25 protein-coding genes are annotated in these 23576 nt (G+C 57.3%); 18 read left to right on the forward strand and 7 right to left on the reverse strand.

Annotated features, from left to right (window positions below):
• Positions 1-30 precede the first annotated feature (30 nt).
• The gene (locus DHN55_RS01270; protein ID WP_337659777.1) at positions 31-1398 is read left to right on the forward strand and encodes an MmgE/PrpD family protein; all 1368 of its coding nucleotides are present in this window, start codon (positions 31-33) and stop codon (positions 1396-1398) included.
• A gap of 1 nt (position 1399) precedes the next feature.
• On the opposite strand, the gene DHN55_RS01275 is transcribed toward DHN55_RS01270, so the two are convergent.
• Positions 1400-2632, reverse strand: coding sequence for an amidase family protein (locus DHN55_RS01275; protein ID WP_108879606.1), 1233 nt, complete (start codon positions 2630-2632; stop codon positions 1400-1402).
• Between the two features lie 602 nt (positions 2633-3234).
• On the opposite strand from DHN55_RS01275, the gene DHN55_RS01280 reads away from it, so the two are divergent.
• The 3 genes from DHN55_RS01280 to DHN55_RS22160 all read left to right on the forward strand — a co-directional run bounded on the left by DHN55_RS01280 (position 3235) and on the right by DHN55_RS22160 (position 5764).
• Positions 3235-4383, forward strand: a complete 1149-nt coding sequence (locus tag DHN55_RS01280) for an alanine racemase (RefSeq protein ID WP_108879607.1) — start codon at positions 3235-3237, stop codon at positions 4381-4383.
• A gap of 11 nt (positions 4384-4394) precedes the next feature.
• Positions 4395-4880 (forward strand): hypothetical protein, encoded by a 486-nt coding sequence (locus DHN55_RS01285; RefSeq protein WP_337659778.1) that lies wholly within the window; start codon positions 4395-4397, stop codon positions 4878-4880.
• Between the two features lie 278 nt (positions 4881-5158).
• On the forward strand, positions 5159-5764 hold the full coding sequence (locus DHN55_RS22160) for a hypothetical protein (RefSeq protein WP_337659779.1): 606 nt from the start codon (positions 5159-5161) through the stop codon (positions 5762-5764).
• 40 nt (positions 5765-5804) lie between these two features.
• Here the strand turns inward: DHN55_RS22160 and DHN55_RS01295 are convergent, their stop codons facing one another.
• Entirely contained in the window at positions 5805-6686 is an 882-nt protein-coding gene (locus DHN55_RS01295) for a LysR family transcriptional regulator (RefSeq protein ID WP_337659780.1), read from the reverse strand.
• 112 nt (positions 6687-6798) lie between these two features.
• Here DHN55_RS01295 and DHN55_RS01300 point away from each other — a divergent pair, with 112 nt between their 5' ends.
• The 6 genes from DHN55_RS01300 (at position 6799) to DHN55_RS01325 (ending at position 13103) form a co-directional block, all read left to right on the forward strand.
• The gene (locus tag DHN55_RS01300; RefSeq protein ID WP_108879610.1) at positions 6799-8196 is read left to right on the forward strand and encodes an FAD-dependent oxidoreductase; all 1398 of its coding nucleotides are present in this window, start codon (positions 6799-6801) and stop codon (positions 8194-8196) included.
• A 55-nt stretch (positions 8197-8251) separates the two neighbouring features.
• On the forward strand, positions 8252-9310 hold the full coding sequence (locus DHN55_RS01305; RefSeq protein ID WP_337659781.1) for an ABC transporter substrate-binding protein: 1059 nt from the start codon (positions 8252-8254) through the stop codon (positions 9308-9310).
• Positions 9311-9375: 65 nt separating this feature from the next.
• Positions 9376-10497: an ABC transporter ATP-binding protein gene (locus tag DHN55_RS01310; protein ID WP_337659782.1), complete on the forward strand. Its 1122-nt coding sequence runs from the start codon at positions 9376-9378 to the stop codon at positions 10495-10497.
• Complete coding sequence (locus tag DHN55_RS01315) at positions 10494-11408, forward strand: ABC transporter permease (RefSeq protein ID WP_337659783.1); 915 nt, start codon at positions 10494-10496, stop codon at positions 11406-11408. The genes DHN55_RS01310 and DHN55_RS01315 overlap by 4 nt, the downstream gene beginning before the upstream one ends.
• 1 nt (position 11409) lies before the next feature.
• Positions 11410-12225, forward strand: a complete 816-nt coding sequence (locus DHN55_RS01320) for an ABC transporter permease subunit (RefSeq protein ID WP_108879611.1) — start codon at positions 11410-11412, stop codon at positions 12223-12225.
• An 89-nt stretch (positions 12226-12314) separates the two neighbouring features.
• Positions 12315-13103: a DUF1194 domain-containing protein gene (locus tag DHN55_RS01325; protein WP_108879612.1), complete on the forward strand. Its 789-nt coding sequence runs from the start codon at positions 12315-12317 to the stop codon at positions 13101-13103.
• Between the two features lie 235 nt (positions 13104-13338).
• Here DHN55_RS01325 and DHN55_RS01330 read toward each other — a convergent pair whose 3' ends face one another.
• The gene (locus DHN55_RS01330) at positions 13339-14013 is read right to left on the reverse strand and encodes a DUF4166 domain-containing protein (RefSeq protein ID WP_108879613.1); all 675 of its coding nucleotides are present in this window, start codon (positions 14011-14013) and stop codon (positions 13339-13341) included.
• A gap of 85 nt (positions 14014-14098) precedes the next feature.
• The gene (locus DHN55_RS01335) at positions 14099-14659 is read right to left on the reverse strand and encodes a MarR family transcriptional regulator (RefSeq protein ID WP_108879614.1); all 561 of its coding nucleotides are present in this window, start codon (positions 14657-14659) and stop codon (positions 14099-14101) included.
• Between the two features lie 138 nt (positions 14660-14797).
• Here DHN55_RS01335 and DHN55_RS01340 point away from each other — a divergent pair, with 138 nt between their 5' ends.
• Together DHN55_RS01340 and DHN55_RS01345 are read left to right on the forward strand one after the other, a co-directional pair.
• The gene (locus tag DHN55_RS01340; protein ID WP_108879615.1) at positions 14798-16198 is read left to right on the forward strand and encodes an FAD-linked oxidase C-terminal domain-containing protein; all 1401 of its coding nucleotides are present in this window, start codon (positions 14798-14800) and stop codon (positions 16196-16198) included.
• Between the two features lies 1 nt (position 16199).
• The gene (locus DHN55_RS01345; protein ID WP_108879616.1) at positions 16200-16634 is read left to right on the forward strand and encodes a GNAT family acetyltransferase; all 435 of its coding nucleotides are present in this window, start codon (positions 16200-16202) and stop codon (positions 16632-16634) included.
• On the opposite strand, the gene DHN55_RS01350 is transcribed toward DHN55_RS01345, so the two are convergent.
• A complete protein-coding gene (locus DHN55_RS01350; RefSeq protein ID WP_108879617.1) occupies positions 16626-17318 on the reverse strand; it encodes an SOS response-associated peptidase family protein in 693 nt (230 codons plus the stop codon). The two genes, DHN55_RS01345 and DHN55_RS01350, sit on opposite strands and share 9 nt — an antisense overlap.
• A gap of 45 nt (positions 17319-17363) precedes the next feature.
• On the opposite strand from DHN55_RS01350, the gene DHN55_RS01355 reads away from it, so the two are divergent.
• The 3 genes from DHN55_RS01355 to DHN55_RS01365 all read left to right on the forward strand — a co-directional run bounded on the left by DHN55_RS01355 (position 17364) and on the right by DHN55_RS01365 (position 19301).
• On the forward strand, positions 17364-17789 hold the full coding sequence (locus tag DHN55_RS01355) for an NUDIX domain-containing protein (protein ID WP_108879618.1): 426 nt from the start codon (positions 17364-17366) through the stop codon (positions 17787-17789).
• Positions 17790-17833: 44 nt separating this feature from the next.
• A complete protein-coding gene (locus DHN55_RS01360; protein WP_108879619.1) occupies positions 17834-18829 on the forward strand; it encodes a DUF3179 domain-containing (seleno)protein in 996 nt (331 codons plus the stop codon).
• Positions 18830-19052: 223 nt separating this feature from the next.
• Positions 19053-19301, forward strand: coding sequence for a hypothetical protein (locus DHN55_RS01365; protein WP_108879620.1), 249 nt, complete (start codon positions 19053-19055; stop codon positions 19299-19301).
• Between the two features lie 37 nt (positions 19302-19338).
• On the opposite strand, the gene acuI is transcribed toward DHN55_RS01365, so the two are convergent.
• Positions 19339-20328, reverse strand: coding sequence for an acrylyl-CoA reductase (NADPH) (gene acuI, locus DHN55_RS01370; protein WP_108879621.1), 990 nt, complete (start codon positions 20326-20328; stop codon positions 19339-19341).
• A gap of 136 nt (positions 20329-20464) precedes the next feature.
• Between acuI and ygfZ the strand changes: the two genes are divergently transcribed.
• From ygfZ to DHN55_RS01385, 3 genes are read left to right on the forward strand one after another with little or no spacing between them, the layout of a single operon-like run.
• Positions 20465-21334: a CAF17-like 4Fe-4S cluster assembly/insertion protein YgfZ gene (ygfZ, locus tag DHN55_RS01375; RefSeq protein WP_108879622.1), complete on the forward strand. Its 870-nt coding sequence runs from the start codon at positions 20465-20467 to the stop codon at positions 21332-21334.
• A complete protein-coding gene (locus DHN55_RS01380) occupies positions 21334-21942 on the forward strand; it encodes a DNA-3-methyladenine glycosylase I (RefSeq protein ID WP_108879623.1) in 609 nt (202 codons plus the stop codon). The genes ygfZ and DHN55_RS01380 overlap by 1 nt, the downstream gene beginning before the upstream one ends.
• 4 nt (positions 21943-21946) lie before the next feature.
• Positions 21947-22564 carry an HD family hydrolase gene (locus tag DHN55_RS01385; protein WP_108879624.1) on the forward strand — a complete coding sequence of 206 codons (618 nt, stop codon included), beginning with the start codon at positions 21947-21949 and terminating at the stop codon, positions 22562-22564.
• On the opposite strand, the gene DHN55_RS01390 is transcribed toward DHN55_RS01385, so the two are convergent.
• Positions 22561-23409, reverse strand: coding sequence for a branched-chain amino acid aminotransferase (locus DHN55_RS01390; RefSeq protein WP_108879625.1), 849 nt, complete (start codon positions 23407-23409; stop codon positions 22561-22563). The two genes, DHN55_RS01385 and DHN55_RS01390, sit on opposite strands and share 4 nt — an antisense overlap.
• Positions 23410-23576: the final 167 nt, after the last annotated feature.

Below are 23576 nucleotides of genomic sequence, written 5' to 3' on the forward strand. Positions count from 1 at the left end.
GCGACTGCAGCGCGAGGCAAGAGGTTATCAATGACGGCACACAATCATGCGATACAAACACTAGCGGACGCAGTGCTGTCGATGGAGATCGAGAATGTTCCTGATGATGCGGTGAACAACGCCAAGCGATGTTTGATCGATGTATGCGGTGTGACACTTGCAGGGGCGAAGACAGATTCAGCAAAAACACTTTATGAAACTGCGGTAGAAACCTATAAGCCAGGGTGCTGCAACATCCTGGGAACTTCACACGTATTGAATGCACCCGGGGCGGCGTTTGCCAATGGTGCAGCCGCGCATGCACTTGATTTTGATGACAACTGCTATGCAGGTATCGTGCATGGATCGGCGGTGGTTTTCCCGTCAGTGTTGGCGATTGCGCAGCAGCGAGGTGCAACAGGCGCTGAGTTGTTGCTTGGTTTCGTTACAGGTCTGGAAGTTGAATTTGCCGTCGCCAAAGCCCTGTCCAATTCTATTTATGACAGGGGGTGGTGGACAACCTCGGTGCTCGGGACAATAGGTAGTGCCGCCGGTGCCGCCAAAATCGCCCGCCTCGACAATGAAACGACAAGAAATGCGCTTGCCCTTGCTGTGGTTGGCGCGGGTGCAACACGCGCTGTTCGAGGAACCACTGCAAAACATTACTATTGTGGACGCGCCGCTGAAAGTGGTGTTTTAGCGGTGATGGCAGCCGAGCGAGGCGCCACCGGGCCCATCAACGCATTTGAAGATCAATCCGGGATTGCACGTGTACTAAATGGCGCCGAATTTGATCCCAAAGCAATCGAGGCGTTGGGAGTGGAGTTTGGTATTTCTCAGCCTGGCGTTGATATCAAGAAGTACCCGGTCTGCTACGCAAGCCACGCCGCTGCTGATGCGACCAAGGAAATCATGAATTCCAACGGTTTAACTGCCAATGACGTAGCCGCCGTCACATGTACGGTGCCGCCCCTCGTGGCATCCAATTTGACATATTCCACCCCGAAGACCGCTGCTGAAGCCCAATTCAGCTTGGAGTTTGCGATCTCATCAATCATTGAGCACGGAGACATAGAACTCAAGCATCTTGAGACTGCCATACTGACGAGCCCGCCAATCGAGCGGCTTTTGGGGAAGATTGTGGTGAAGGTGGGCGATGTTCCAGAGCGATACAGATCTGCGGAGTCGATCTGTCCCGAATGGGGGAGTGTCGAGTTGGTGACACATTGCGGGGCCCGCAAACTCGCCTTTGCCGCATCGCCAATTGGGTCTGCGTCGAGACCACTATCAGATGATATGTTACAGAAAAAATTTAACTCGTGCGCCGAGTATCGCAACAGCGCGAACGCACCTCTTTTTCTGTATGGCAGAATGCGCAACATTGAGCTCATTGGGAATGCTCAAGAGCTGTTTACATAACTCAAGCGTTCCAGGCCAAAGGCAGTTCGCTAACACCTATATGGTCGAAAATGTGCTGTGCAATTTTCAACAATGCTTCATCCTGTCCGAAGCGCCCAACGATCTGGAGGCTGTAGGGCAGATTTCTATCATCGATCCCGGTTGGAATCGCGATGATTGGCAGCCCGGTGTAACTCCAAATCGCATTCATACGAAAATCACCCGTAGAACTGAGGCCTTCCGGCGCCAGATCCGGCGCCACCGGCGAAACCCAGGCATCGATAGCTTGTGCTTTCATAAGATCCTGCATCCAGAGCTGCACGCCCCTGGCTTGCTTCAGGCTTCGCGCCAGAGTCTGCTCGGATATGGATTGTCCAAACTCCAGAATGGCGCGAGCCATGGGTCCGTATACGTTTCGGAACTCTGCAAACCAGGCTTCATGGACCCGATAGAGTTCAGCATTGGCGATCAGGTCATGGTTGTCATTGTGGATGGATATGTCTTCGCACAAAACGATGGGCTTCAGTCCGGCGCCCAAGCGTTCCAGCACCTGAATTTTTTCCCGAAACTGAGCAAGGAGACGCGGGCGTGCAAGATTGAGGTAAGATCCTTTCGGCACCCCGATGGACAGATTGACCGCAGGCCCTTCTTCAACCCGCTGCCAGTCGCTCACCAGAACTGGCAGCGCGGCAGCAAGCGTCGACATATCTTTTGCAAACAGCCCGATATGATCCATGGATTTCGAAAAAGGCAACACCCCGTCCAGCGCCACGCGTCCAAAACTCGGTTTGTAACCAACGGTCCCACAATAGCCGGCAGGCCGTATCACAGAGCCTGATGTTTGGGTTCCGAGGGCGATATCACAAAACCCGGCAGCGACAGCTGCAGCAGATCCGCTGGACGAGCCACCTGGTGTGTGAAGCAAATTACGGGGGTTTCGCGTTGGGCCCGGATCTGACACCGCGAACTCTGCCGTAACGGTTTTACCCGCCATGACCGCCCCGGCGTTGACCAGACGTGTTACACAACTCGCTTGCGGCCCCTCAAACAGTTGGGCGGGCAGTTCAGAGCCACATCGCGTGCGATATCCATCGACGTTTATGATATCCTTGACACCAAGCAGCAGGCCGGCGAGTGGCAGATCTTGATCGATTCCCGAACTCGCTTCCAAAACACGGTCGCCATCAAATGTACCTTCGACAAAAGCCTGCACGCTGGGTTCGTACCGTTTGATGAAATCAACACGCTTTTTCATCAGAGCAGGTCGTCTTCTTTGACGATAAACATGGGATGTTCCTTGCGTCCTTCGCGAAGTTGGACAATGTGATTTGCCGTTGCCAACCGCTAAACCATTCCCTATCTCAACGTTTCGCTCATAATCAGAAATCTCATGATGAAGGTCGTGCGCAGCAGCTGGGGAACAGGCGGGGCTGGGGAGGGTACTTATTATTCTCCAGATGCGAGATCGGGCAGCTTGACTGAACTGCCCTTCCTTATGCAATTGGCAGTTCGATAAGTTTGACGAAGCGGGTTGATTAATTCAACGGTTTTATCACGCATTGCTATCCAGATAATCTCGCAAGGCATCGAATTGTTAGATGCAAAAATGACCCTTGTCCTGTGCTACCATGTTGCGGTGAGAAGCGCTGGGGTCGAACAAATGGCGCACTAGTTTGATGATACACTGATATGTCTGCAACGGGTCTTTGCCGTGTCGAAACGGCTGTTGATTGTTTGCTCACGGCCTACCCGAGCGCTGATCGCTGCCGCAGGTTCCTGCAGTTCCTGATCCATGGTAAATCTTGGCGATTGAGATTATGAACTGCAGGAACCCTGCCCCTATAACCGGTATGGCTCATGTTTGAGACAGATCCCCGTCTAAGTGCTTTACCAACGCCTGCGTTGGTCCTTGATGAGTTACGGATGCGCCGCAATATCCAACGGTTGGCGGATCACATCACCGGCAAGGGCGCCACTCTCCGGCCACATCTGAAAACGGTCAAATCGATCGACATTGCCAAGTTGCTTCTCACGGAAGGTGCGGGTCCAGCAGTTGTTTCGACTTTGGCGGAAGCCGAGGTATTCGCCGGTGAGGGCATTCGCGACATCACCTATGCGGTTGGGATTTCTCCCCAAAAACTCGACCGCGTAGCCGCAATTCGTGCCGGTGGTTGTGACTTGTCAGTCATTCTCGACAGTATTGAACAGGCTGAGACAGTGAATGAGGCTTCGCGCCGTCATGGTCAGGCCATTCCGGCCCTCATCGAATTCGATTGTGACGGCCATCGTGGCGGTGTGGGTCCCACCGACCCTGTGCTTGTGGAGATCGGCCGCACCCTGCACGAGGGCAAGGCCGAACTGCGGGGCGTGTTGACCCATGCGGGCGAAAGCTACTCAGCCGTCGGCAGAGACGCTCACGTGGCCTTTGCGGCGCAGGAATGCAAGGCAGCCGTGGCTGCAGTCAAAAATCTAAGGACGGCGGGCCTGCCTTGTCCGGTTGTCAGCATCGGTTCAACGCCAACAGCCCACGCGGTAGAGAACCTGGATGGCGTCACGGAGGTGCGGGCCGGCGTGTATGTCTTTTTCGACTTGGTGCAAGCCGGCATTGGTGTGTGCGAACTGGAAGACATCGCCTTGTCTGTTTTGACTACGGTAATCGGTCATCAGCGTGAGAAAGGCTGGATATTGATTGATGCAGGATGGATGGCGCTTTCTCAGGATCGGGGCACTGCTCAGCAGGAAGTAGATCAAAGATATGGTGTTGTCTGCGACGATGCTGGCAATGTCTTACCAGACCTGATTGTCATCAAGGCCAATCAGGAGCATGGCATTGTAGCGGTCAGGTCCGGGAGAAGCACCCCTCTGCCTGACATACCGCTGGGTACGCGGCTGCGAATTCTGCCCAACCATGCCTGCGCCACGGCCGCACAATTCAACCACTACAATGTCATAACGCCTGAGCCGGATGCGCCGCTAAAAATGTGGCGCCGTTTCGGCGGATGGTGAGGAAACAAAGAATGAAATTTGTCCCGGAAGAGATTTCGGCTGAAATTGCTTTTCACGAACTGGCATACAATGCGATGTGCGATGCGCTGATTGCCGCTAGCGAGAAAGGTACGGCGATCTTCCCGGTGGTTCAGGCTCATGGCAGCGATGCATTCGGAACACCGCAGTGTAATTCGATTATCATTCTATTCGATCAAAATTGCGGGCGCACGGGTGTCGCGGTCGAAGCGGGACAGCTGAACGCCTATCTCACTGCGGCGGCAGATGCCGTTGCAGCGGATGTTCTGGCACACCCTGACGCTTCCCCCTTTGCGATCTCCCGAACCAGCCCCGAGTCATTTGCGAACTCCAACATACCTCTGCAACGACGGAACTATCCGCAATCGGCGATGTGCCTACTGGCCGTGCTGAAGGGCGTACAACACAAGACGACATTGCAAATACGGCAGTTCCGGATTGCCGGTACAGGACCTGTTCGTGGCACAAGTGGTTCTTGAGCGCCTTCGGCCTTGAGCAATTTGTCAATACGACTCGGCTTCCGAAGTCATTTGCTCGCTCAACCCATGTCGCGTAGTGGGTGTTCGTGGCGGCCCGCAACACCGGTTTTGTCCGCATAGCCGGTATCCCGCCATATCTACCCATGTCCAATATGGGTCAAAAGCGGCCGGTTTGGGATTGCGCCTAAGATGACTGCTTTGCCCCAATAACGGACCCTTCTTGGTGATTGAAAGGACGGCGGCTTTGGGCTGAAGACGTCAGGCATTCGAGAGTGCAGATGCCATTCGATGCTCGTTTTTTGAACGATGCTCCCTATATTATGGTCATGAACAGACGTAGGTTTATCCAATCGCTGGTTGCGGTGTTTTCTCTGCCAGCCAGTCCAGCATTGTCATTGCAGTCCGTCACAACTGCCCTTCCAGCGGCTGCGGCGGTTCCGGCGCAGGCCCGGTCATGGGCTGTTTACATGTCTACTCTTCACGGAGAATGCACGCCGCGGGCTTTGCAAAGCTTGCTGAACATCCCTGAAATCGATGCAAAAAGATATGTCAGCCACCTGATTGCAGACGGCGTACTCAAGCCGAACCCGCTTTTGCAGAAATCCGTCTCCGAAATTGTAAAGACCATCGAAAACAGCCCTTTGGATAAGGTCAAAGGACGTTTGGAGATGAAGGCGCGGGCTGAACCGGAACAGCTGGAAAACCGAGACCCGGCCGATGCAGTCGAATGTCCGGATAACGGGGAAGAAATGCCGGAGGAGCTTCCCGAGGTTGATCCGGCAGTTCTCGCTGAAGATGAATTTGCGGAAGAGCAAACCCAGGCACCAAAAGAAGGGGTGGCGATAAACGACCGCCTGGCCCGGGCCGCTGCACCGCGCGATTAAACACGACTTGCATCCTGGTCTTCGCGTCCAGCCAGGCGGTTTAGAACTTCTCCAGGTGCTCCAGCAACAGCGCGATGAATTTCCGGCACGGCAGACTCAGCATCTGCGTGCGCGAGGTTATCATTGCGGTTTCATGATAGATTGCCGGCTTGAAAGGCCGCCACGTCACGCCGTCGGACAGGTTCGCCTTGCCGTTGATGGGATCGACGATGGCAACGTCGGCACCCAGCGCCACGACGTTGCGGACAATGGCAAAATAGTAGGTCGATACAGTCCGCCTGATATCGACGTTCGCCTTTGACACCAGCGCGTCAAGTTGCCGGTCGACCATGTGATCACCGGTGATATGCACCACGGACCTGCCTTCGAGATCAGCCGACGTAATGACCTTCTTCGCGGCAAGGGGGTCGTCTTCATGCATGATGCAGACACACTCCAGCCGGAACAGTTTGGCGTTAAGGCCGGCCACCGGAACGGGCGTATCGATAAACCCTATGTCAATCTGACGACCGCTGATCCATGACGCAATGCGGCGCGAACTGTGCATGACAACATCGATCTTGATGCCGGGGTTGCGGCGCTGAAATTCCACGATGATCTTTGGCAGGAAGTTCACGGCCAGGGTGCCGTTCGTGGCGATGCTGATGCTGCCTGTCGAGCCGGTTCTTATTTCTTCAGCGCGCTGTTCGATCCTTGAGAAGGCAAGCAAGCCCTGCGAAACCTCGCTGCTCAGTTGAAGCGCCTCCTTGGTCGGTGCAAAGAAGCCTTTTTCGCGGTGGAACAGCTTGAAGCCGAGCTCGGTTTCAAGTTTGCCCAGTGCAATGCTGACAGCGGGCTGGGTCAGGTTCAGCCGTTCAGCCGCCCGGGATACCGAACCGGCCTCGATCAGGGCATCGAATACTTCCAGATGTCGTGTTTTCAATGGCCGGCCTGCCTTCCTTGCGCATAAGCAAAATGAATAAACATATAACAGAAATTAAATTGATTTAATCCGCCGTGCTGCCTAGCGTCAATAGCGGGCAAAAGGGTCAGTCATGTTGCAAGCCACCGGTACCGAAGACAGTCGTTGCGATAACGGAAGGACCAAGCTTCCAGAGACGTCCGTTGCCGGAAGTGATGGCCGGTTTGCTGCCGGACTGAACACCTCATCCTATTGGCTGGAAACTGCAGAACCTGCGCCCGGCCTGCCTGCCGATCCTTTGGGAAAAGTCGATTGTGTCGTGGTCGGCTCAGGTTATACGGGCCTGAGTTCCGCGATCGAAATTGCGCGCGGCGGCCGCTCCGTCATGGTTCTGGAGTCCGGAGACGCCGGCCATGGTTGCAGTACCCGCAACGGCGGCCAGATCAGCACCAGCATCAAGCCTTCGCTGAACGCTCTTGCGAAAAAGTACGGCCTGGAAAAGGCCAGGGCCATCCGGTCTGAGGGGCAAGCCGCCCTGGACTGGATAGAGGATTTCGTCACCCGCGAACAAATTGACTGTGACTTCAGCCGGTGCGGCCGGTTTCATGCAGCGCATGCACCAGATCAGTTCGAGCAATTGGTGCAGCAGACCAGAGAACTGCGCAGTGAAGGTATCGAGGCGGACATCGTCACCCGCGCTGAACAACACAGCGAACTGGGCACGGACGCCTATTTCGGCGGAGTGGTTTTCCCTAGGCATGCCAGCGTAAACCCGGCGAGACTGCATCGTGGTTTCCTGCAGGTTGCACTTGATGCAGGTGTACACGTGACCCCACACTGCACTGTGACCGAAATTTCGAAGAACCAGGACAGTTTCCACATCAAGACGGAACGAGGCGACGTGACCGCGCGCGATGTGGTCGTGGCGACAAACGGATACACCTCGACGCTGACCCCTTGGTTGCAGCGTCGCGTCATACCGATCGGCAGCTACATCATTACGACGGAAGAGCTGCCGACACAGCTTGTCGACAAGCTGTTCCCGACCAATCGCATCGCCAGCGATACCTGCAAGGTTGTGTATTACTATCGTGCAACACCGGACCGAAAGCGGATCATGTTTGGCGGCCGGGTGACAGCTTCCGAAACCGATCCGGTCAAGAGCGCCCCAAAGCTGTGTGACGACATGTGCAGGATATTCCCCGAACTGGCAGAGTATCGGATTTCCCACGCATGGCAGGGCACGGTGGCCTACAGTTTTGACGAACTGGCCCATACCGGTGTGCATGATGGCATCCACTACGCCATGGGGTATTGCGGTTCTGGTGTGTCCATGGCCGGGTATCTTGGCATGCGTCTCGGGCAAAAGGTGCTGGGCATGAAGGAGGGCCGTACCGCCTTTGACGACCTGCGGTTTCCCACCCGCCCGCTTTACTCCGGAAAGCCGTGGTTTCTGCCTGCCGCGGTCGCCTGGTATCGCTGGCAGGATCGCCGGCAACACAAAAAGGCGGCCGGGATGGCCTGGAGTTAGCGCAGAGGATTGGACTGGCCGAAAAACTAAATCAAAAACTCAGGAGAGGAGAACTATGATGAGAATTAAACAACTGGCTATGGGTTCTGCCATGGCACTGGCGATAACCGGCACTGCCTACGCAGACCCGGTAACCGTGGTTTCATGGGGCGGCAGTTACGGAGAAGCGCAAGACAAGGCATTGTTCACCGATGCGTCGAAAAACAGCGGCATCGAAATTGTCCGGGAATCCGGTGCCAGCATGTCGAAAACCTGCCTGCAGGTTGAGTCCGGTTCGGTCACCTGGGACCTGGTGGTAACCGGTTCGGGTGGCGCAGCAGCCGCTGCTGCCAAGGGCTGCCTGGAAAAGATTGACTACGGTGTGGTTGATGTCAGCGACTTCTATGACAACCTGTATACCGACTACTGCGTCGGGTCCGATGTCTTCGCGACCGTCATGTCCTGGAATACGGACAAGTACGGTGAACCCGGCAGCGACGGCGCCCCCAAGTCCTGGGCAGACTTTTTTGACGTGAAGAAGTTTCCCGGTACCCGGGCCTACCGCGCCAACAATGTGGACGGCGCGCTTGAGCCGGCACTGATGGCGGACGGCGTGCCCGCAGACAAGGTCTACGAAGTGCTGTCCACCAAGGAAGGCAAGGAGCGGGCAATCAACAAGATCCGCGAACTGAAGCCGCATATTGCCGTGTTCTGGGGGTCCGGCGCGCAGCAGGCCCAACTGATGAAAGATGCCGAAGTGGACATGACCACCGGCTGGAACGGCCGCTTTGACAATGCCAAGAAAGACGGCGCCAAGGTCGGCTACACCTTCAACCAGGCACTGCTTGATTATGACTGCTTCGCCATGCCAAAGGGAGCGCCGAACAAGGATACGGCAATGAAATTCCTGGCGGAAATTTCCAAGCCCCAGTATCAGGCGAACCTGCCGTTCCACATCACCTACGGGCCGACCAACAAGAAGGCCTATGAGCTGACGACGGCACCGAAGGAACTGATCGAGGCCCTGCCGTCGCATCCCAACAATGTGCCGAAGATGCTGCCGGTCAGCCTGGCCTGGTATGCCGAACATCGCGCAGAAGCACTTGAAATGTACATGGAACTTCTGAGCGAATAAGCATTAACGTTATCGGGTGCCGGGTGGCCGATGCCGCCCGGCAGTCATTTTTGGGGTTTTTTGTTTTGGCTGACAACAACACAATCGGGTCGCGAGATACTGCAACGGCCCTGCCCATCCATATCAGCAGCCTGACTAAAAAGTACGGCGACCTTTATGCTCTGGATTCCGTCGACCTGGAGATAAAAAGCGGTGAATTCCTGACACTTCTGGGGCCTTCCGGTTCAGGCAAAACCACATTGCTGATGGCGATTGCCGGCTTCAACAGACCGGACAGCGGCAGTATCCGGTTTGGCGACCAGGAGGTCATTCTCACACCGCCCCACAAACGAAATGTCGGCATGGTGTTTCAAAGCTATGCCCTGTTTCCGCACATGTCGGTTGCCGGCAATATCGGATTTCCGCTGAAACTTCGCGGGGTCAGTGCCAGCGAGATTGAAGAGCGGGTTACCGAAGCGCTTGAGACGGTGCAGTTGTCAGGCCTTGGGGAGCGCGGCATCGACCAGTTGTCCGGCGGACAGCGCCAGCGGGTTGCACTGGCACGCGCATTCGTTTTCGGCCCGCGCATTCTTTTGATGGACGAACCGCTGTCGGCCCTGGACAAAAAGCTCCGGGAGCGAATGCAGATCGAGCTCAAGATCCTGCACAGGAAGCTGGGCGTGACGACCGTATATGTTACCCATGATCAGCGTGAGGCCCTGACCATGTCTGACCGCATCGCGGTGATCAATCATGGCAGGCTTGCCCAGGTGGACACACCGGAAGTCATCTACAATCATCCCGCCAATGCATTCGTTGCGGATTTTATCGGCGAGTCCACCATGCTGCCGCTGGATCAGGACACAGCTGGAAACCTCACCTACAAGGGCAGTAAGGTCGGCAAGAAGCCGTCAGGCGATGGCGCCAACGGCTGGTCACTGGTGGTCCGGCCGGAACATCTGTCCATCATGGCGGATAAGAAATCCGGCACGGACCAGACCATCGCGTTCAAGGGAACGGTGACCGAAACGGTATTCCAGGGGGAAACGGCATTTTCCATCGTTGCCATCGATGATGAAACCGAGCTTGTGGTCCGGTTTGCAACCGGGTCGAAAGCCAAGTCGAGCTACCCGCAATCCGGAGAACAGGTAACACTCGGCCTTGGCAGGGACGATGTGATCCTGATCCCTCAGGAAGACCGGCAATGACGGCAATCGGCATGGAGAAAACCGGGCGATCAGAAGCGCCCCTGCACGCGGAAGAGCTGCACCGGCAACAGGCACGCGAACAGTGGACCCTGCTGGGCCTCGCAGTCCCGGCCATGATTATAGTCGTGCTGATCATCCTGATCCCCGTTGGATGGCTGTTCTACCTGTCCTTTGTCGGCAGCGACGGCGAACTGTCCCTGCAGCACTACGCCAAGATGGTACAGTACAAATCCTATGCACGGGTGTTTGTGACGACCTTCCAGGTGAGCGTGCTGACAACACTGATCTGCATTCTGATCGGCTATCCACTGTCGTATTTCCTGGCGCTTTTGCCGCCGCGATGGGTCGGCTTTTTCATGCTGGCGGTGTTGCTGCCGTTCTGGACATCGCTGCTGGTGCGCACCTATGCCTGGCTGGTCCTGCTGCAAAAGAAGGGACTGCTCAACGATTTTGCCATGCAGATCGGATTGTGGGACACACCGGTCAAGCTGGTTCACAACATGACCGGCACCCTGATCGGCATGGCCCATATCATGCTGCCGTTTCTGGTGCTGCCGCTCTACAACGCCATGAAAAAGATCGACCGAGACCTGATGTATGCGGCGGGAAACCTGGGCGCATCTCCGGTCAGTGCTTTCTGGCGGGTGTATTTCCCGCTGTCCCTGCCCGGCATGGTCGCCGGCTCTTTGATTGTCTTTGTTCTGTGCCTGGGGTTCTACGTCACGCCCGCCGTTCTCGGCGGCGGCCGGGTCATCATGGTGGCAACGCAGATCACCGCGATACTGGAAAACCAGTTCGACTGGGGCGCGGCCAGTGCGCTTGGCGTTGTACTGCTGATCGCCACGCTGGCGTTCCTGTATATTGCAGGCCGCCTGTTCAAGTTCGACGCCGCACTTTTCGGGAAGAACTGATATGAGTTGGTGGTGCAGTCCCGCATCGGATACCCAGGTCACGCACGGCGACCGGTTCTGGTTGTATGTCGTGGCCTCGGTCATCATGCTGCTGCTGGTGCTGCCGACATTCATTGTCATTCCGATGTCGTTCTCAGATTCCCAGTATCTCGAGTTTCCGCCGGAAAACTGGTCGAGCCGCTGGTACGAAGTCTATTTCGGCTCAACAAAATGGATGCGGGCCACCGCAACGTCGGTGCAGGTCGGCATAATCACCATGCTGGTTGCGACGCCGCTTGGCACGATGGCGGCCTATGCGCTTTTCGTGTCCGGCCACAGGGCAACCAGGGCACTGTTCCTGTTTCTGATCACGCCAATGATCGTGCCGGTGATCCTGATTGCCATAGGGGTTTTTTACGCCTACGGGCGCGCAGGCCTGAACAACACCATTACCGGCCTGGTTCTCGCGCATACGGCAATGGCGATACCACTGGTGATGATCGTGATCACCGCCGCGCTGCGCTCCTATGACCTGAACCAGGAACGCGTTGCACGAAGCCTGGGCGCGACACGGGTGAAGGCGTTTTTCCTGATCACGCTGCCGCAGATCAGGTTTTCCGTCATTACCGCCGCCCTGCTGTCGTTCCTGACATCGTTTGATGAAGTGATTATCGCGATTTTCGTTTCAGGCGGCGTCAATGCCACGCTGACCAAGCACATGTTCAGCGCCCTGCGGGACTTCATAGACCCGACGATTGCGGCAATCTCGACGATCATGGTGCTCGTCTCGACAGTTCTCCTGCTGATGACCCAGTTCATAGGCGCCAAGGAAAAATAGGACGTCATCTTCAGACTTGGAGGTCAGTAGGGTTTGGGCCGAAAGGTCCCAAGTCTGGAAATGAAGCGGCAGTCTGAGTAAACTTGCGCATGCCCACCAATCAAAGAACCAGATTCAGGTCACTTGTGTGTGCGCTGTTTCTGGTTTTGTCGATGCTCAAGGGTGCGGCACCTGCTGCAGGACAAGACCGCCAGACAGCCGGCCTCGAACTCGTGCTGTTGATCGACGTGTCCGCGAGCGTCAGCAAGCTTGAATATCGGCTGCAGATCGAGGGCCTTGCCGCTGCATTCCGAAACCCGGTCGTGCACGAAGCCATCCAGGCATCCGGCGGCATCGCGGTTTGTGTCGTTCAATGGGCTCAACGAACTTATCAGTATAAATCTGTAGATTGGACATACCTGCGTCTGGACACCGATGCGCTGCAACTGGCGCAGCAGATAGCGTCAATGCCCAGACAGACCCCCAGTGGCCAGACAGCGATCGGCAGTGCGCTGATATTTGGGTTGAATGAACTCAACACAAATTCCTATGCGGGCCTGCGGCGGGTGATCGATGTTTCCGGAGACGGTCGCTCAAACGATGGTTTTCCGCTGGAACAGGCCCGGGAGACCGTGCTGCAACACGGCGTTACGATCAACGGGCTGGCGATACTCAACGAGGTCTCCGATCTTAAAGAGTATTTTCACAGCGAGCTGATCGGCGGGCACGGCGCTTTCGTAATGACAGCGGACAATTACGCCGACTTTCCCCGTGCGATGCGCGAGAAACTGATACGGGAAATCCATACAACACCGGTAGCCGGCAACACGAACTCCAGTGTAACCGTCAAAGCACAGGTAGGGATGACACCGGAATTCCAGCCGGGTTCCGTTCGTTAAGCGGCGAGTAGTCAGGCCTTCTTTCGCAGTTTCGATTGTGAACAGGCCGTGCGGCTCGAACCAGCCGAAACGCATAAAAATCGCGACATGGAAAATATTGCGCACGCCATGCAGCCGTAATTAGTTCTTGTGAGATGCCAGCCGTTCGGTTCCCTCATGATGGTACAGGGTGTCGAATGCGCCCATCGCAGCCTGAACGGCGATAACGGTCCATAATACAGGATTGTCCATGTGTTTACTCCTTTGCGTCTCTGAAAACGGCTTCCTGCGAAATGAGCTCGCCAAACCGGCGGCTGCGCAGTGACAGGGTGAAGGTGAACCGGTTGTTGCCCAGTTCATGGTGTCCAATGACCAGGGCACCCGGGCTCAGCCAGCCCGGCAGTCTCATGCGCATGCCAAACAGCTGCAGGAAGTAGTGATCGCTCTTGAACAGCAGCGCGGTTGGCGTTGCCTCGATGTTCAGGGCCATGCCGATGCCGAAACCGATGTATTCTTCAAGCCCGGTCGGCCCCTGAAATCGTTTTGAACTGTGAACCGTCTGGGGAAATTCACCCCGGCGCCCGTACTGGCGGATCCAGAATTGCCCGTTGGTGGCGACATCCTCGGTCACTACAACGACAGCCGGCTGGTCAACGGACCTGATATCGTAAGGCAAGGGCGCCCCGACCAGGCGGGCGGCGTGGGCGAGACAGAACCCGGGCCCGCTCATCTGCATGCGGGTCACCACACCCTGATAGGCATTGCTCCTGCCCTGCCGCAGCCGCTTGCTGAACCGTGTGCGGATGGCAACGGGCAGCATGTCCCATGCATGCGTTCCCAGGAGTTTACGAAACCGTCCGTCAAAGACGTCATCACCTGCGAGCGGGAGAGGTGCCTCCGTGCGGGGTCTTCTGAGTTGTGTCAATCTCATCGTACTGCTCCCTATGAGCGTTTTCTTTTAAATCTGTTATTTCTGTATAAACAGAAATAACAGGGCAAATAAAAAGACGCCCGGGTTACTGCGTCCTTTTTCCGGTGAACTTCAACACCGAGAGAACCTTGTCGCCCATTTTCATCAGCCTGTTCAGTTGCGACTTCGGAACACCCAGCATCTGGACGTACCAGCGGTTTGTCGTATCCATGAATTCCTGCATGTCGTGCAGCCGCTGCAGGACAACCGGATCGATACCGGTTTCCGCCTCTGCCTTTGCAACACACTCCTTCAAGGCGGCAGCCGCAGGATCAATCTCACGCTCCTTGCGGCCCTGGGCGATACGCATCGCCATTTCCCAGACATCGGTTTCGGCTTCAAAGTGCTCGCGCCGCTCACCGTGTATCGGAACCCGCCGGATCAGTTTCCAGCTGACCAGTTCCTTCAGCGAATTCGAGACATTCGACCGGGCGATACCGAGCGTTTCGGAAATCTGCTCGGCATTGAGCGATTTTGAACTGAGGAACAGCAAGGCGTGGATCTGCGCAACAGAGCGGTTGACGCCCCACTGCCCGCCCATGTCACCCCAATAGAGAATGAACTGGTCAACGGCTTTGGCGGTTTTTATTTCTTTTATTTCTGTCATAACAGAAATTTATGATATCTGCCCGGTAAAGTCAAGCCGGAACAAACCGCAGTGCATGGCCCGCACACCGGACGACCGCCTTCCGGGCTTCGGCAAAAGGCCTAGACTGCATCAGATGCCCACACTATCGTCCGGCCCATGCTGACACCTGATCTCATCAAAAAGTACTCCGCAATTGTTGGTTCGCAACACGCGCTGACGAACGAGGCTGACATAGCTCCGCACCTGCTGGAACCGCGCGGCAAATTTTCAGGCCATTCACCACTGGTCCTGCAACCGGGCAGCACAGAGGAGGTCAGCGCCATCCTCAAACTTGCCAGCGAAACCGGTACGGCCGTCGTGCCGCAAGGCGGCAATACCGGGCTGGTTGGCGGACAGATGCCGGCCGGAGAAATCGTCCTGTCACTAAGCCGGATGAACCGCGTCCGCGATCTCGATGCTGCCGACAACTGCATGACCGTCGAGGCCGGCGTGACACTGCACAATGCCCAGGAGGCAGCCAGCGCCAAGGGCCTGATTTTTCCGCTGTGGATCGCGTCGCAAGGCACCTGCCAGGTGGGTGGCAACCTGGCGACCAATGCCGGCGGCATCAATGTGCTGGCTTACGGGAGCACCCGTGACCTGTGCCTGGGACTCGAGGTGGTGCTGGCATCGGGCGAGGTGTGGAACGGCCTGACTTCCCTGCGCAAGGACAATACTGGTTATGACCTGAAACACCTGTTCATCGGCTGTGAGGGCACGCTCGGTGTCATTACCGCCGCCTCCATGAAACTGCTGCCGGCACCGGTTGACCGTGCCACCGTGTTCGCATCTGTGCCGTCACCGCGCGACGCGCTCGAACTGTTGTCCCTGGTGCGCCGGATGAGCGGCAATGCGGTTGTGGCGTTTGAAATCATGCCGCGCAGTGGCGTTGAAATGTCCATAAAGCATGGCGGTTGCCGTGATCCGCTGCAGGCGCCGTCAGACTGGTATGTGTTGTTCGAACTGGCAGGCTTTGACGCAGAAGGTGACATGAACGGCAAGGCAACCGGCATCCTGGAAGTGGCCTTTGAAGAAGGCCTGGTCAGTGATGCAACGATTGCCGCCAGTACCCGGGCCGCGCAGGATTTATGGCGCATCCGCGAAGCCATGTCGGAAGTGCAGCGGCTGGAAGGCGGTTCAATCAAGCATGACATTTCAGTGCCGGTGTCAAAAGTACCCGCCTTTCTCGACGAGACGATTGCGCTGGCCGAAGACATGCTGCCCGGCTGCAGGCCGGTACCGTTCGGACACATTGGCGACGGCAATATTCACTTCAACATTTCACAACCGGTCGACGCAGACAAAGATGCCTTTCTGGCAAAGTGGGAAGAGGTGAGCGCACGCGTGCATGACACGGTGCGCAAGTATGGCGGATCGATCAGCGCGGAACATGGCATCGGCACCTTGAAGCGGGTCGAGCTGGCAGCGACCAAGCAGCCGGTGGAAATGACCATGATGCGCGGCATCAAGCAGTTGCTTGACCCCAACAACATTCTCAATCCGGGCAAGGTCCTCTGACATGGCAAGTATTGAATTCAGGCCCGCTCAAGATGCGGAAGTTGCCGGTGTCATTGCGCTGTGGGAAGCCTGCGGCCTGACACGGCCCTGGAACGACCCTGACAAGGATATCGCCTTTGCCCGCTCCGGTCCGGCGTCCGACCTGCTGGTCATGGTCGACAATAAAACCGTCATTGCATCCGTCATGGTCGGCCATGACGGCCACCGGGGCATTGTCTACTATGTTGCCACCCATCCGGATTTTCGGCGCCAGGGCCTGGGCGCGGCTGCCATGCGGGCGGCTGAAAGCTGGCTCACTGAACGCGGCGTGTGGAAACTCAATTTGCTGGTCCGGGCAGAAAACGAGGCGGTGCGGTCCTTCTACGAGAAACTCGGCTATGAGGTGGAGCCGCGACTGTGCATGGCCCGCAAGCTTATCCCTGAGCCTTCAGAATAGTTTCAGCTGATCATCGGTTGTTTTTGCAGGCGCCGGTTTCGGTTCCGGCGGTTTGCGTTTGCGGCCTGGCAATTCCGTCTCCCGGGCCACGAAAAACGCATCTTCAACCGGCCTCATCAAATCGGCAACCTGCTTGCCGTCGGGCCGGGAATGATCGAGCCAGAGGGTGAAATCTTCAGGCTTGATGACCACCGGCATGCGGGTGTGTATCTGCGCCATCATGGCGTTGGGTTCGGTGGTCAGGATGGCGGCGCTTTCAAGTTCCGAGCCGTCCGGGGAGGTCCAGTGTTCCCAGATACCGCCAAAGGCAAACAGGCCATCGTGCGATCCGGTGATATGAAACGGCTGCTTGCGGCCGGGCACGTCGCCCTTCCACTCGTAAAACCCGTCAGCCGGAATCAGGCAGCGCCGCCGCCGGATGGCATGCCGGAAAGACGGCTTTTCAAAAACCGTCTCCGAACGGGCATTGGTGAGCGGCTTGCCGGCTTTCATTTCCTTGGTCCAGGACGGCACAAAGCCCCAGCGTACCAGTGCAAAATGCCGGTTGGCCTTTTCACCCTTCACAATGGCGATGGGCTGGCCGGGCGCGACCACGTCGCGCGGCGGGAAGTTGGGCTGTTCTGGATAGTCGAACAACGCCTTGACCTCTTCGGGCGACTTGCGAAAGCTGTATAGATTGCACATGGTCGGCAATCTGCCACGACACTTTCAGGATTCAAACTGTTAGTCATGACAATTGCACGTGTAAAACCGCTCCCGGGCGTCAGCACCATGACACTGCGCGATGGCAAGGTGCTGCTGGCCAAGCGTGCCAAGCGGGCCGGTTACGGTCTGTGGAGCCTGCCGGGCGGGCATATCGAAACCGGCGAACTGGCCCGTGACGCCGCCCTGCGCGAATTAATGGAGGAAACCGGCGTCACGGCACGCCTGGACAGGCTGATCGAATGCCAGGACATCATTCACCGCGATGCGCAAGGCGCAGTGATCTTTCACTACGTGATTTCGGTGTTTTTGTGCCACTGGCAGCGCGGGGAAGCCATCGCGGCAACAGACGTGTCCGACGTCATGTGGGCACAAGTTGCCGATCTGGACAACCTGGACATGACCCATGGCACGGCGCAACTGATCAGAAACACCCTGAAAACCCTCACATAAAACTGATTGGCGTGTGACCGGCCGATACGTCACCCTTTGTCTTGATGAAACTGGTAACCGGCATAATCGCTGCATTTTTCCTTGCGAGCCTGGCTGTGACCTCGCTGGCAAGCGACGAGGCCGAGCGGTTTGTCCGCATGGGCTGGTCGAATACCGATTTTTCCAGGACCACGGTACCGCTGTCGGAAGTGATGTCCGGCGGACCGCCGCGCGACGGCATCCCTCCGATCGACAATCCGCAGTTCCAGCCTGCAAGCTCACAGAAGGACCTGTCGGCCAAGGACCCGGTTATCTCCATCGAAATCAATGGCGATGCACGGGCTTACCCGTTGCGCATCCTGATCTGGCACGAAATCGTCAATGACACGGTTGGCGGCAAGCCGGTTGCCATCACCTATTGCCCGTTGTGCAACGCTGCGATCGTGTTTGACCGCATGGTCGATGGCGAGTTGAAGGACTTCGGCACGACAGGCCTTTTACGCAACTCAGACCTCATCATGTATGACCGGCAAAGCGAAAGCTGGTGGCAACAGTTCACCGGCAAGGCCATCGCCGGATCACAGGTCGGCAGCAGCCTGAAATTCATGCCGGCAAGGCTGGAAAGCTGGGCGGACTTCACCAACCGGTTTCCCGATGGCCGGGTTCTGGTGCCCAACAATCCCGGTTTTCGCAATTATGGCCGCAACCCGTATGTGGGTTATGACAGTGCCGCCTCCCCGTTCCTGTATCGCGGCAAGATGCCCGAGGGCATCAGTCCCATGGCCCGGGTGGTGGTCTATCGCATCAACGGCAAGGTGAATGCCATTGCCCTGTCAATGCTGAGCAAAGCCGAAGAATTGATGCACGGCAACGTGACACTGAAATGGAAGGCTGGCCAGGCATCCGCGCTGGACACCGGCGAGATTGCCGAAGGGCGCGATGTGGGCAGCATTATCGTTCAGAAAAAGAATGCCTCGGGCAGCTATGAAGACATCCCCTATGATGTGACATTTGCTTTCGTTGTCGAGGCATTCGAGCCGGGCACCGTCATCAAGAAATAGCCCTGTTCCAGGCAATTTCACCCTGCAAGCCGGACCCCATTTTACCTCGCACAACGCTAACCATGACGCGTTAACCTTTTGCCAACTATCAGCGTGTGTCTCGCATGCCACATGTTAGTGTAAGGGTTCGAGCGACGCATCCGACAGATTGGAAAAGCAGTCGCCGGGTGGGGTAATAAAAAGACGACTGGACGCCAAGGTGAAACAATCGCCGGAATTCCGAATGCCGGAAGAAGACAACGGAGAAGAAGCGCAACGCAGCCGCCAGGCCGCCCTGCGCTATATTCTCGATGCGTGGGAAGAAGCTGTCTATGACGGACTGGATCCGGACTGCGTGGCCACGGCGGCCATTTTCGCGGCCCTGTCAGACATGATCGCAAGCTATGGCGAAGAACCGGTCGCCATCATGGCCGAGCGCCTGCCGGAACGCATTCGCAACGGTGAGTTCACCGTCATCCGCACATTGCAGTAGTTCCGGCAACAGCGACTGGACCCGGGCCAGTATCGGCTCAGGCGATATCCACAACAATACGGCCGCGCACCTTGCCGGACATGATGTCGGCACCGGCAGCGATTACATCGTCCAGCTTGATATGCGATGTCAGGCTGTCCAGCTTGGCCATGTCAAGGTCCTGCGCCAGCCGCGCCCAGGCCTGCTCGCGCCTCGGCTTCGGGCACATGACCGAGTCCACTCCCAGCAGCTTGACACCACGCAGAATGAACGGTGCGACCGAAGCCGGCAGATCCATGCCCTGCGCCAGGCCACAGGCGGCGACCGCGCCGCCATAATTCATCTGCGACAGCACATTGGCCAGCGTCGTTGATCCGACCGCGTCGACACACCCTGCCCAGCGTGACTTGGCCAGGGGTTTCGGCGGCGTATTGAACTCCTCGCGATCCACAATGCTGGTGGCGCCAAGACCTTTCAGGAAAGCTTCCTCGGATGTCCGCCCGGTAGAGGCGGTTACCGAGTATCCCAGCTTTGACAGGATGGCGATTGCCACCGACCCAACGCCGCCGGCAGCACCGGTGACAAGTATTTCACCGCTGTCAGGCGTGATGCCGGCATCTTCAAGCGCCATGACGCACAGCATTGATGTATAGCCTGCTGTTCCAATTGCCATTGCCTGGGCGGCGGTCATGCCGCCGGGCATTTTCACCAGCCAGTCGCCCTTGACCCGGGCGCGTTCGGCGAAACCGCCGGAATGGCCTTCACCAACCCCCCAGCCGTTGAGGATAACCGCATCGCCGGGCTTGTAGTCCGGATTGTCGGAGGCTGAAACCGTGCCGGCAAAGTCAATGCCGGGTGTCAGCGGAAACTTGCGGATAATCGGTGCTTTCGCCGTCAGGGCAAGACCATCCTTGTAGTTGAGCGTGGAATGACTGATATCTACAGTCACGTCACCGTCCATCAGGTCTGCATCGCTCAGTTCGACCAGCGCAGCTGTCTGTTTGTCATCGGTCTTGTTGATCTGAATTGCGCGAAAAGTGCCCGACATGGAATTCTCTCCTGTTATGGTAATCCGGCATCCGCACCATTTGGCGTGGACACTTTTTGATGATGGCCATTGGCTTATACCAAACGAAGTAATTATGTAAATCTGTTCACTCAAGCAAGACAGAGAATCGCACCAAATGACAGTTTTCATTGCAGGCCTGCCCGATCGCGCCGTTATCGAGATCAAGGGCGAAGACACCTTGCCGTTCCTTCAGGACCTGGTCACGGCCAACGTGGCTGACCTGACCAGCGGGCAGGCGGTGCACAGCGCCCTTCTGACACCGCAGGGCAAGATACTGTTCGACTTTTTCATTCTGGCCATCGACGGCGGTGTACTGCTGGACTGCGCTGCGGAAAACGCCGCCGCTCTGGTCCAGAGGCTCACCATGTACCGGCTGCGCCGGGCGCTGAGCATTGAACAGGCCGATGACCTGGCCGTTGCGGCCGGCTGGGGTGACGCAGACCTTTCATCCTTGAGCGATGGTCACGTATTTCCGGACCCGCGCAATACCGGGCTGGGTTCGAGAGTGATCGCACCAATGGCCATGATCGATTCAATCTCAAACCAGCCGCCCGAAACCTACCAGGACCACCGCTACAAACTGGGCGTCGGGGATGCTGCCGAGATCGGCTCCGGCGACCTGTTCCCGCATGAGGCGTGTTATGACCAGTTCTCGTCAGTGGATTTCTCAAAAGGATGCTATGTGGGCCAGGAAGTCGTTTCCCGCATGCAGCATCGCGGCACTGCCCGGTCCCGCCTGGTACCGATCGATGCATCTGCCGCCCTGCCCGCACCCGGTGCAAAAGTGATGGCCGATGACAGGCAGGTCGGTACGCTGCTGGGTGCACGGGGACCGAACGGCCTTGCACTGATCAGGCTTGACCGGGTTGCAAAGGCTGAAAGTGCTGGCAAGGCTCTGTCAGTTGACGGTCAGCAGATCACCGTGCACAAACCGGCCTGGGCGCACTGGGCAGACACGGCTGATACGGCAGGAGATAATGACTGATGGGCTGGGAACATTCACTGATCACCCATGAAGACGGCATTGACCGGTGCGGCTGGTCCGGCACCGCACCGGACTATGTGACCTATCACGACGAGGAATGGGGCGTGCCGGAGTATGACAGCCGGGCACTGTTTGAAAAACTGCTGCTTGACGGGTTCCAGGCCGGTCTTTCCTGGATTGCCATCCTGCGCAAGCGTGATAATTTCCGCGCCGCATTTGACGATTTCAATCCGGTCGTCATGGCGCGCTATGACGAGGCCAAAAGGGCCGACCTGATGCAGGATGCCGGTATCGTGCGCAACCGGCTGAAGATCGAATCCAGCGTCACCAACGCGCAAGCCTACCTGGAAATCGAGGCGGCACAGGGTTTCGACACCTATCTGTGGGATTTCATGGACGGCAAGCCGCTGGTCAACCGGTTCACTCGCCTTGAGGACGTGCCGGCGGCAACACCGCTGGCTGAAAAAATCTCCAAGGACCTGAAAAAACGCGGATTCCGCTTTGTCGGCCCCACCATCGTCTATGCGTTCATGCAGGCGGTCGGCATGGTCAACGACCACCTGGTTCAGTGCCACCGGCACGAGCCGTGCAAAAAACTGGCGCGTTAGCTCAATGGCGTCACGACCAAGACAACCGGAGGCACCACGTGCCTGGCAGCGCATGCTGTCGGGACGCAGGCTGGACCTGCTGGAACCGTCGCCGCTGGATGTCGAGATCGAAGACATCGCCCATGGGCTGGCACGGGTGGCGCGCTGGAATGGCCAGACCCATGGCGCGCACGCATTTTCGGTCGCCCAGCACTGTGTTGTCGTCGAGCAGCTGATGGGAGAGTTTTATCCGGATACCGACCCGCGCTGGCGGCTGGCAGCCTTGCTGCACGACGCTTCGGAATATGTGATCGGAGACATGATTTCGCCGTTCAAGGCTGCCCTCGGCCTCGACTACAAGGCATTCGAAGCCCGGCTGATGGAGGCCGTGCACGTGCGTTTCGGACTACCGGCGCATTTGCCGGACAAGGTCGAAACCAGGATCAAGCGGGCGGACAAGGCGTCGGCGTTTTTCGAGGCGACCGTGCTGGCCGGATTTGATGACGGCGAGGCCGCGAAATTTTTCGGCCGACCCCGCGGGCTTGAGGCGTCCACGGTTTCAGCCCTGCAGAAACTGACACCGCAATCCGCCGAGCAGGCCGGTGCAACTTTCATGAAGAAGTTTGCGCAGTTGCGGATCTAGCCTGTTTTTCCCGTGGCGTGAGCATAGGCCCAGTACAGTTCGCGCGCCCTGGCATACATCGGACCGGGTTGCAGGTCACGGTCCTCAATCCGGATGACGGGAGAAACCTTGGCCCAGTTGCCGGTTGAGAAAACCTCATCGGCCGCCTGGAAATCAGGCCATTTCAGCGATCCCTCATGCACCTTGATGCCATCTTCGCGCAACAGGCTGATGATGCGCTGCCGGGTAATGCCGTTCAGGAACGTGCCGTTGGGAACCGGTGTGAAAACCTCACCGTCCTTGGCGTACCAGATGTTTGCCGTTGCCAGCTCAGACACATTCGACAACGGATCGAGCATCGCCGCATTGTCGAACCCGCGCGCCCGGGCTTCGCGCATGGCACGGGCTGAATTGGGGTAGTGGCACGCTGCCTTGGCATCCGTCGGTGCATATTCAAGCGATGGCCGGCGAAACGGCGAACAGGTAACGGAAAACCCGCCGGTCGCGGGCATTGGCGCGTCATAAACCGCCAGGGCAAACCGCGTCGTGTCGGGGTCCACATCCACGAAACCTTCGTCAGCCCAGTACATCGGGCGAATATAGAGTTCGGCATCATCGGCAAACTTCGCGATGCCTTCCCGCGCCAGTGCCTCGATGGCACGCGCGTCATGCATCGGCTTCAGGCCAAAGGTTTTGGCAGATGCAACCACCCGGTCGCAATGCTGGCCCAGGTCAGGTGCCGTGCCTTCAAACGCGCGGGCGCCGTCAAACACGCAAGAACCCAACCACATTGCATGGGTCATGGGGCTGGCCACCATAGGCGGAGTGTCATGCCAGTCACCGTTCATCCACGTCCATGTAGCCATGTTTCGCCTCCTTAGGTCAGGTTTTTGGGGTCGCTTGAACCCATGTTGTTCGGTGCGTGTTCCTGCAAAACTCAATATGCTGACGACCAGATCGAAATGTGCGTGATGAACCGTTGTCGCGTCCAGCCCCAAATGAAAAAACCCCGCAAAATCATGCGAGGTATCGG

Source organism: Anderseniella sp. Alg231-50 (genome assembly GCF_900149695.1).
Classification (GTDB): domain Bacteria; phylum Pseudomonadota; class Alphaproteobacteria; order Rhizobiales; family Aestuariivirgaceae; genus Anderseniella.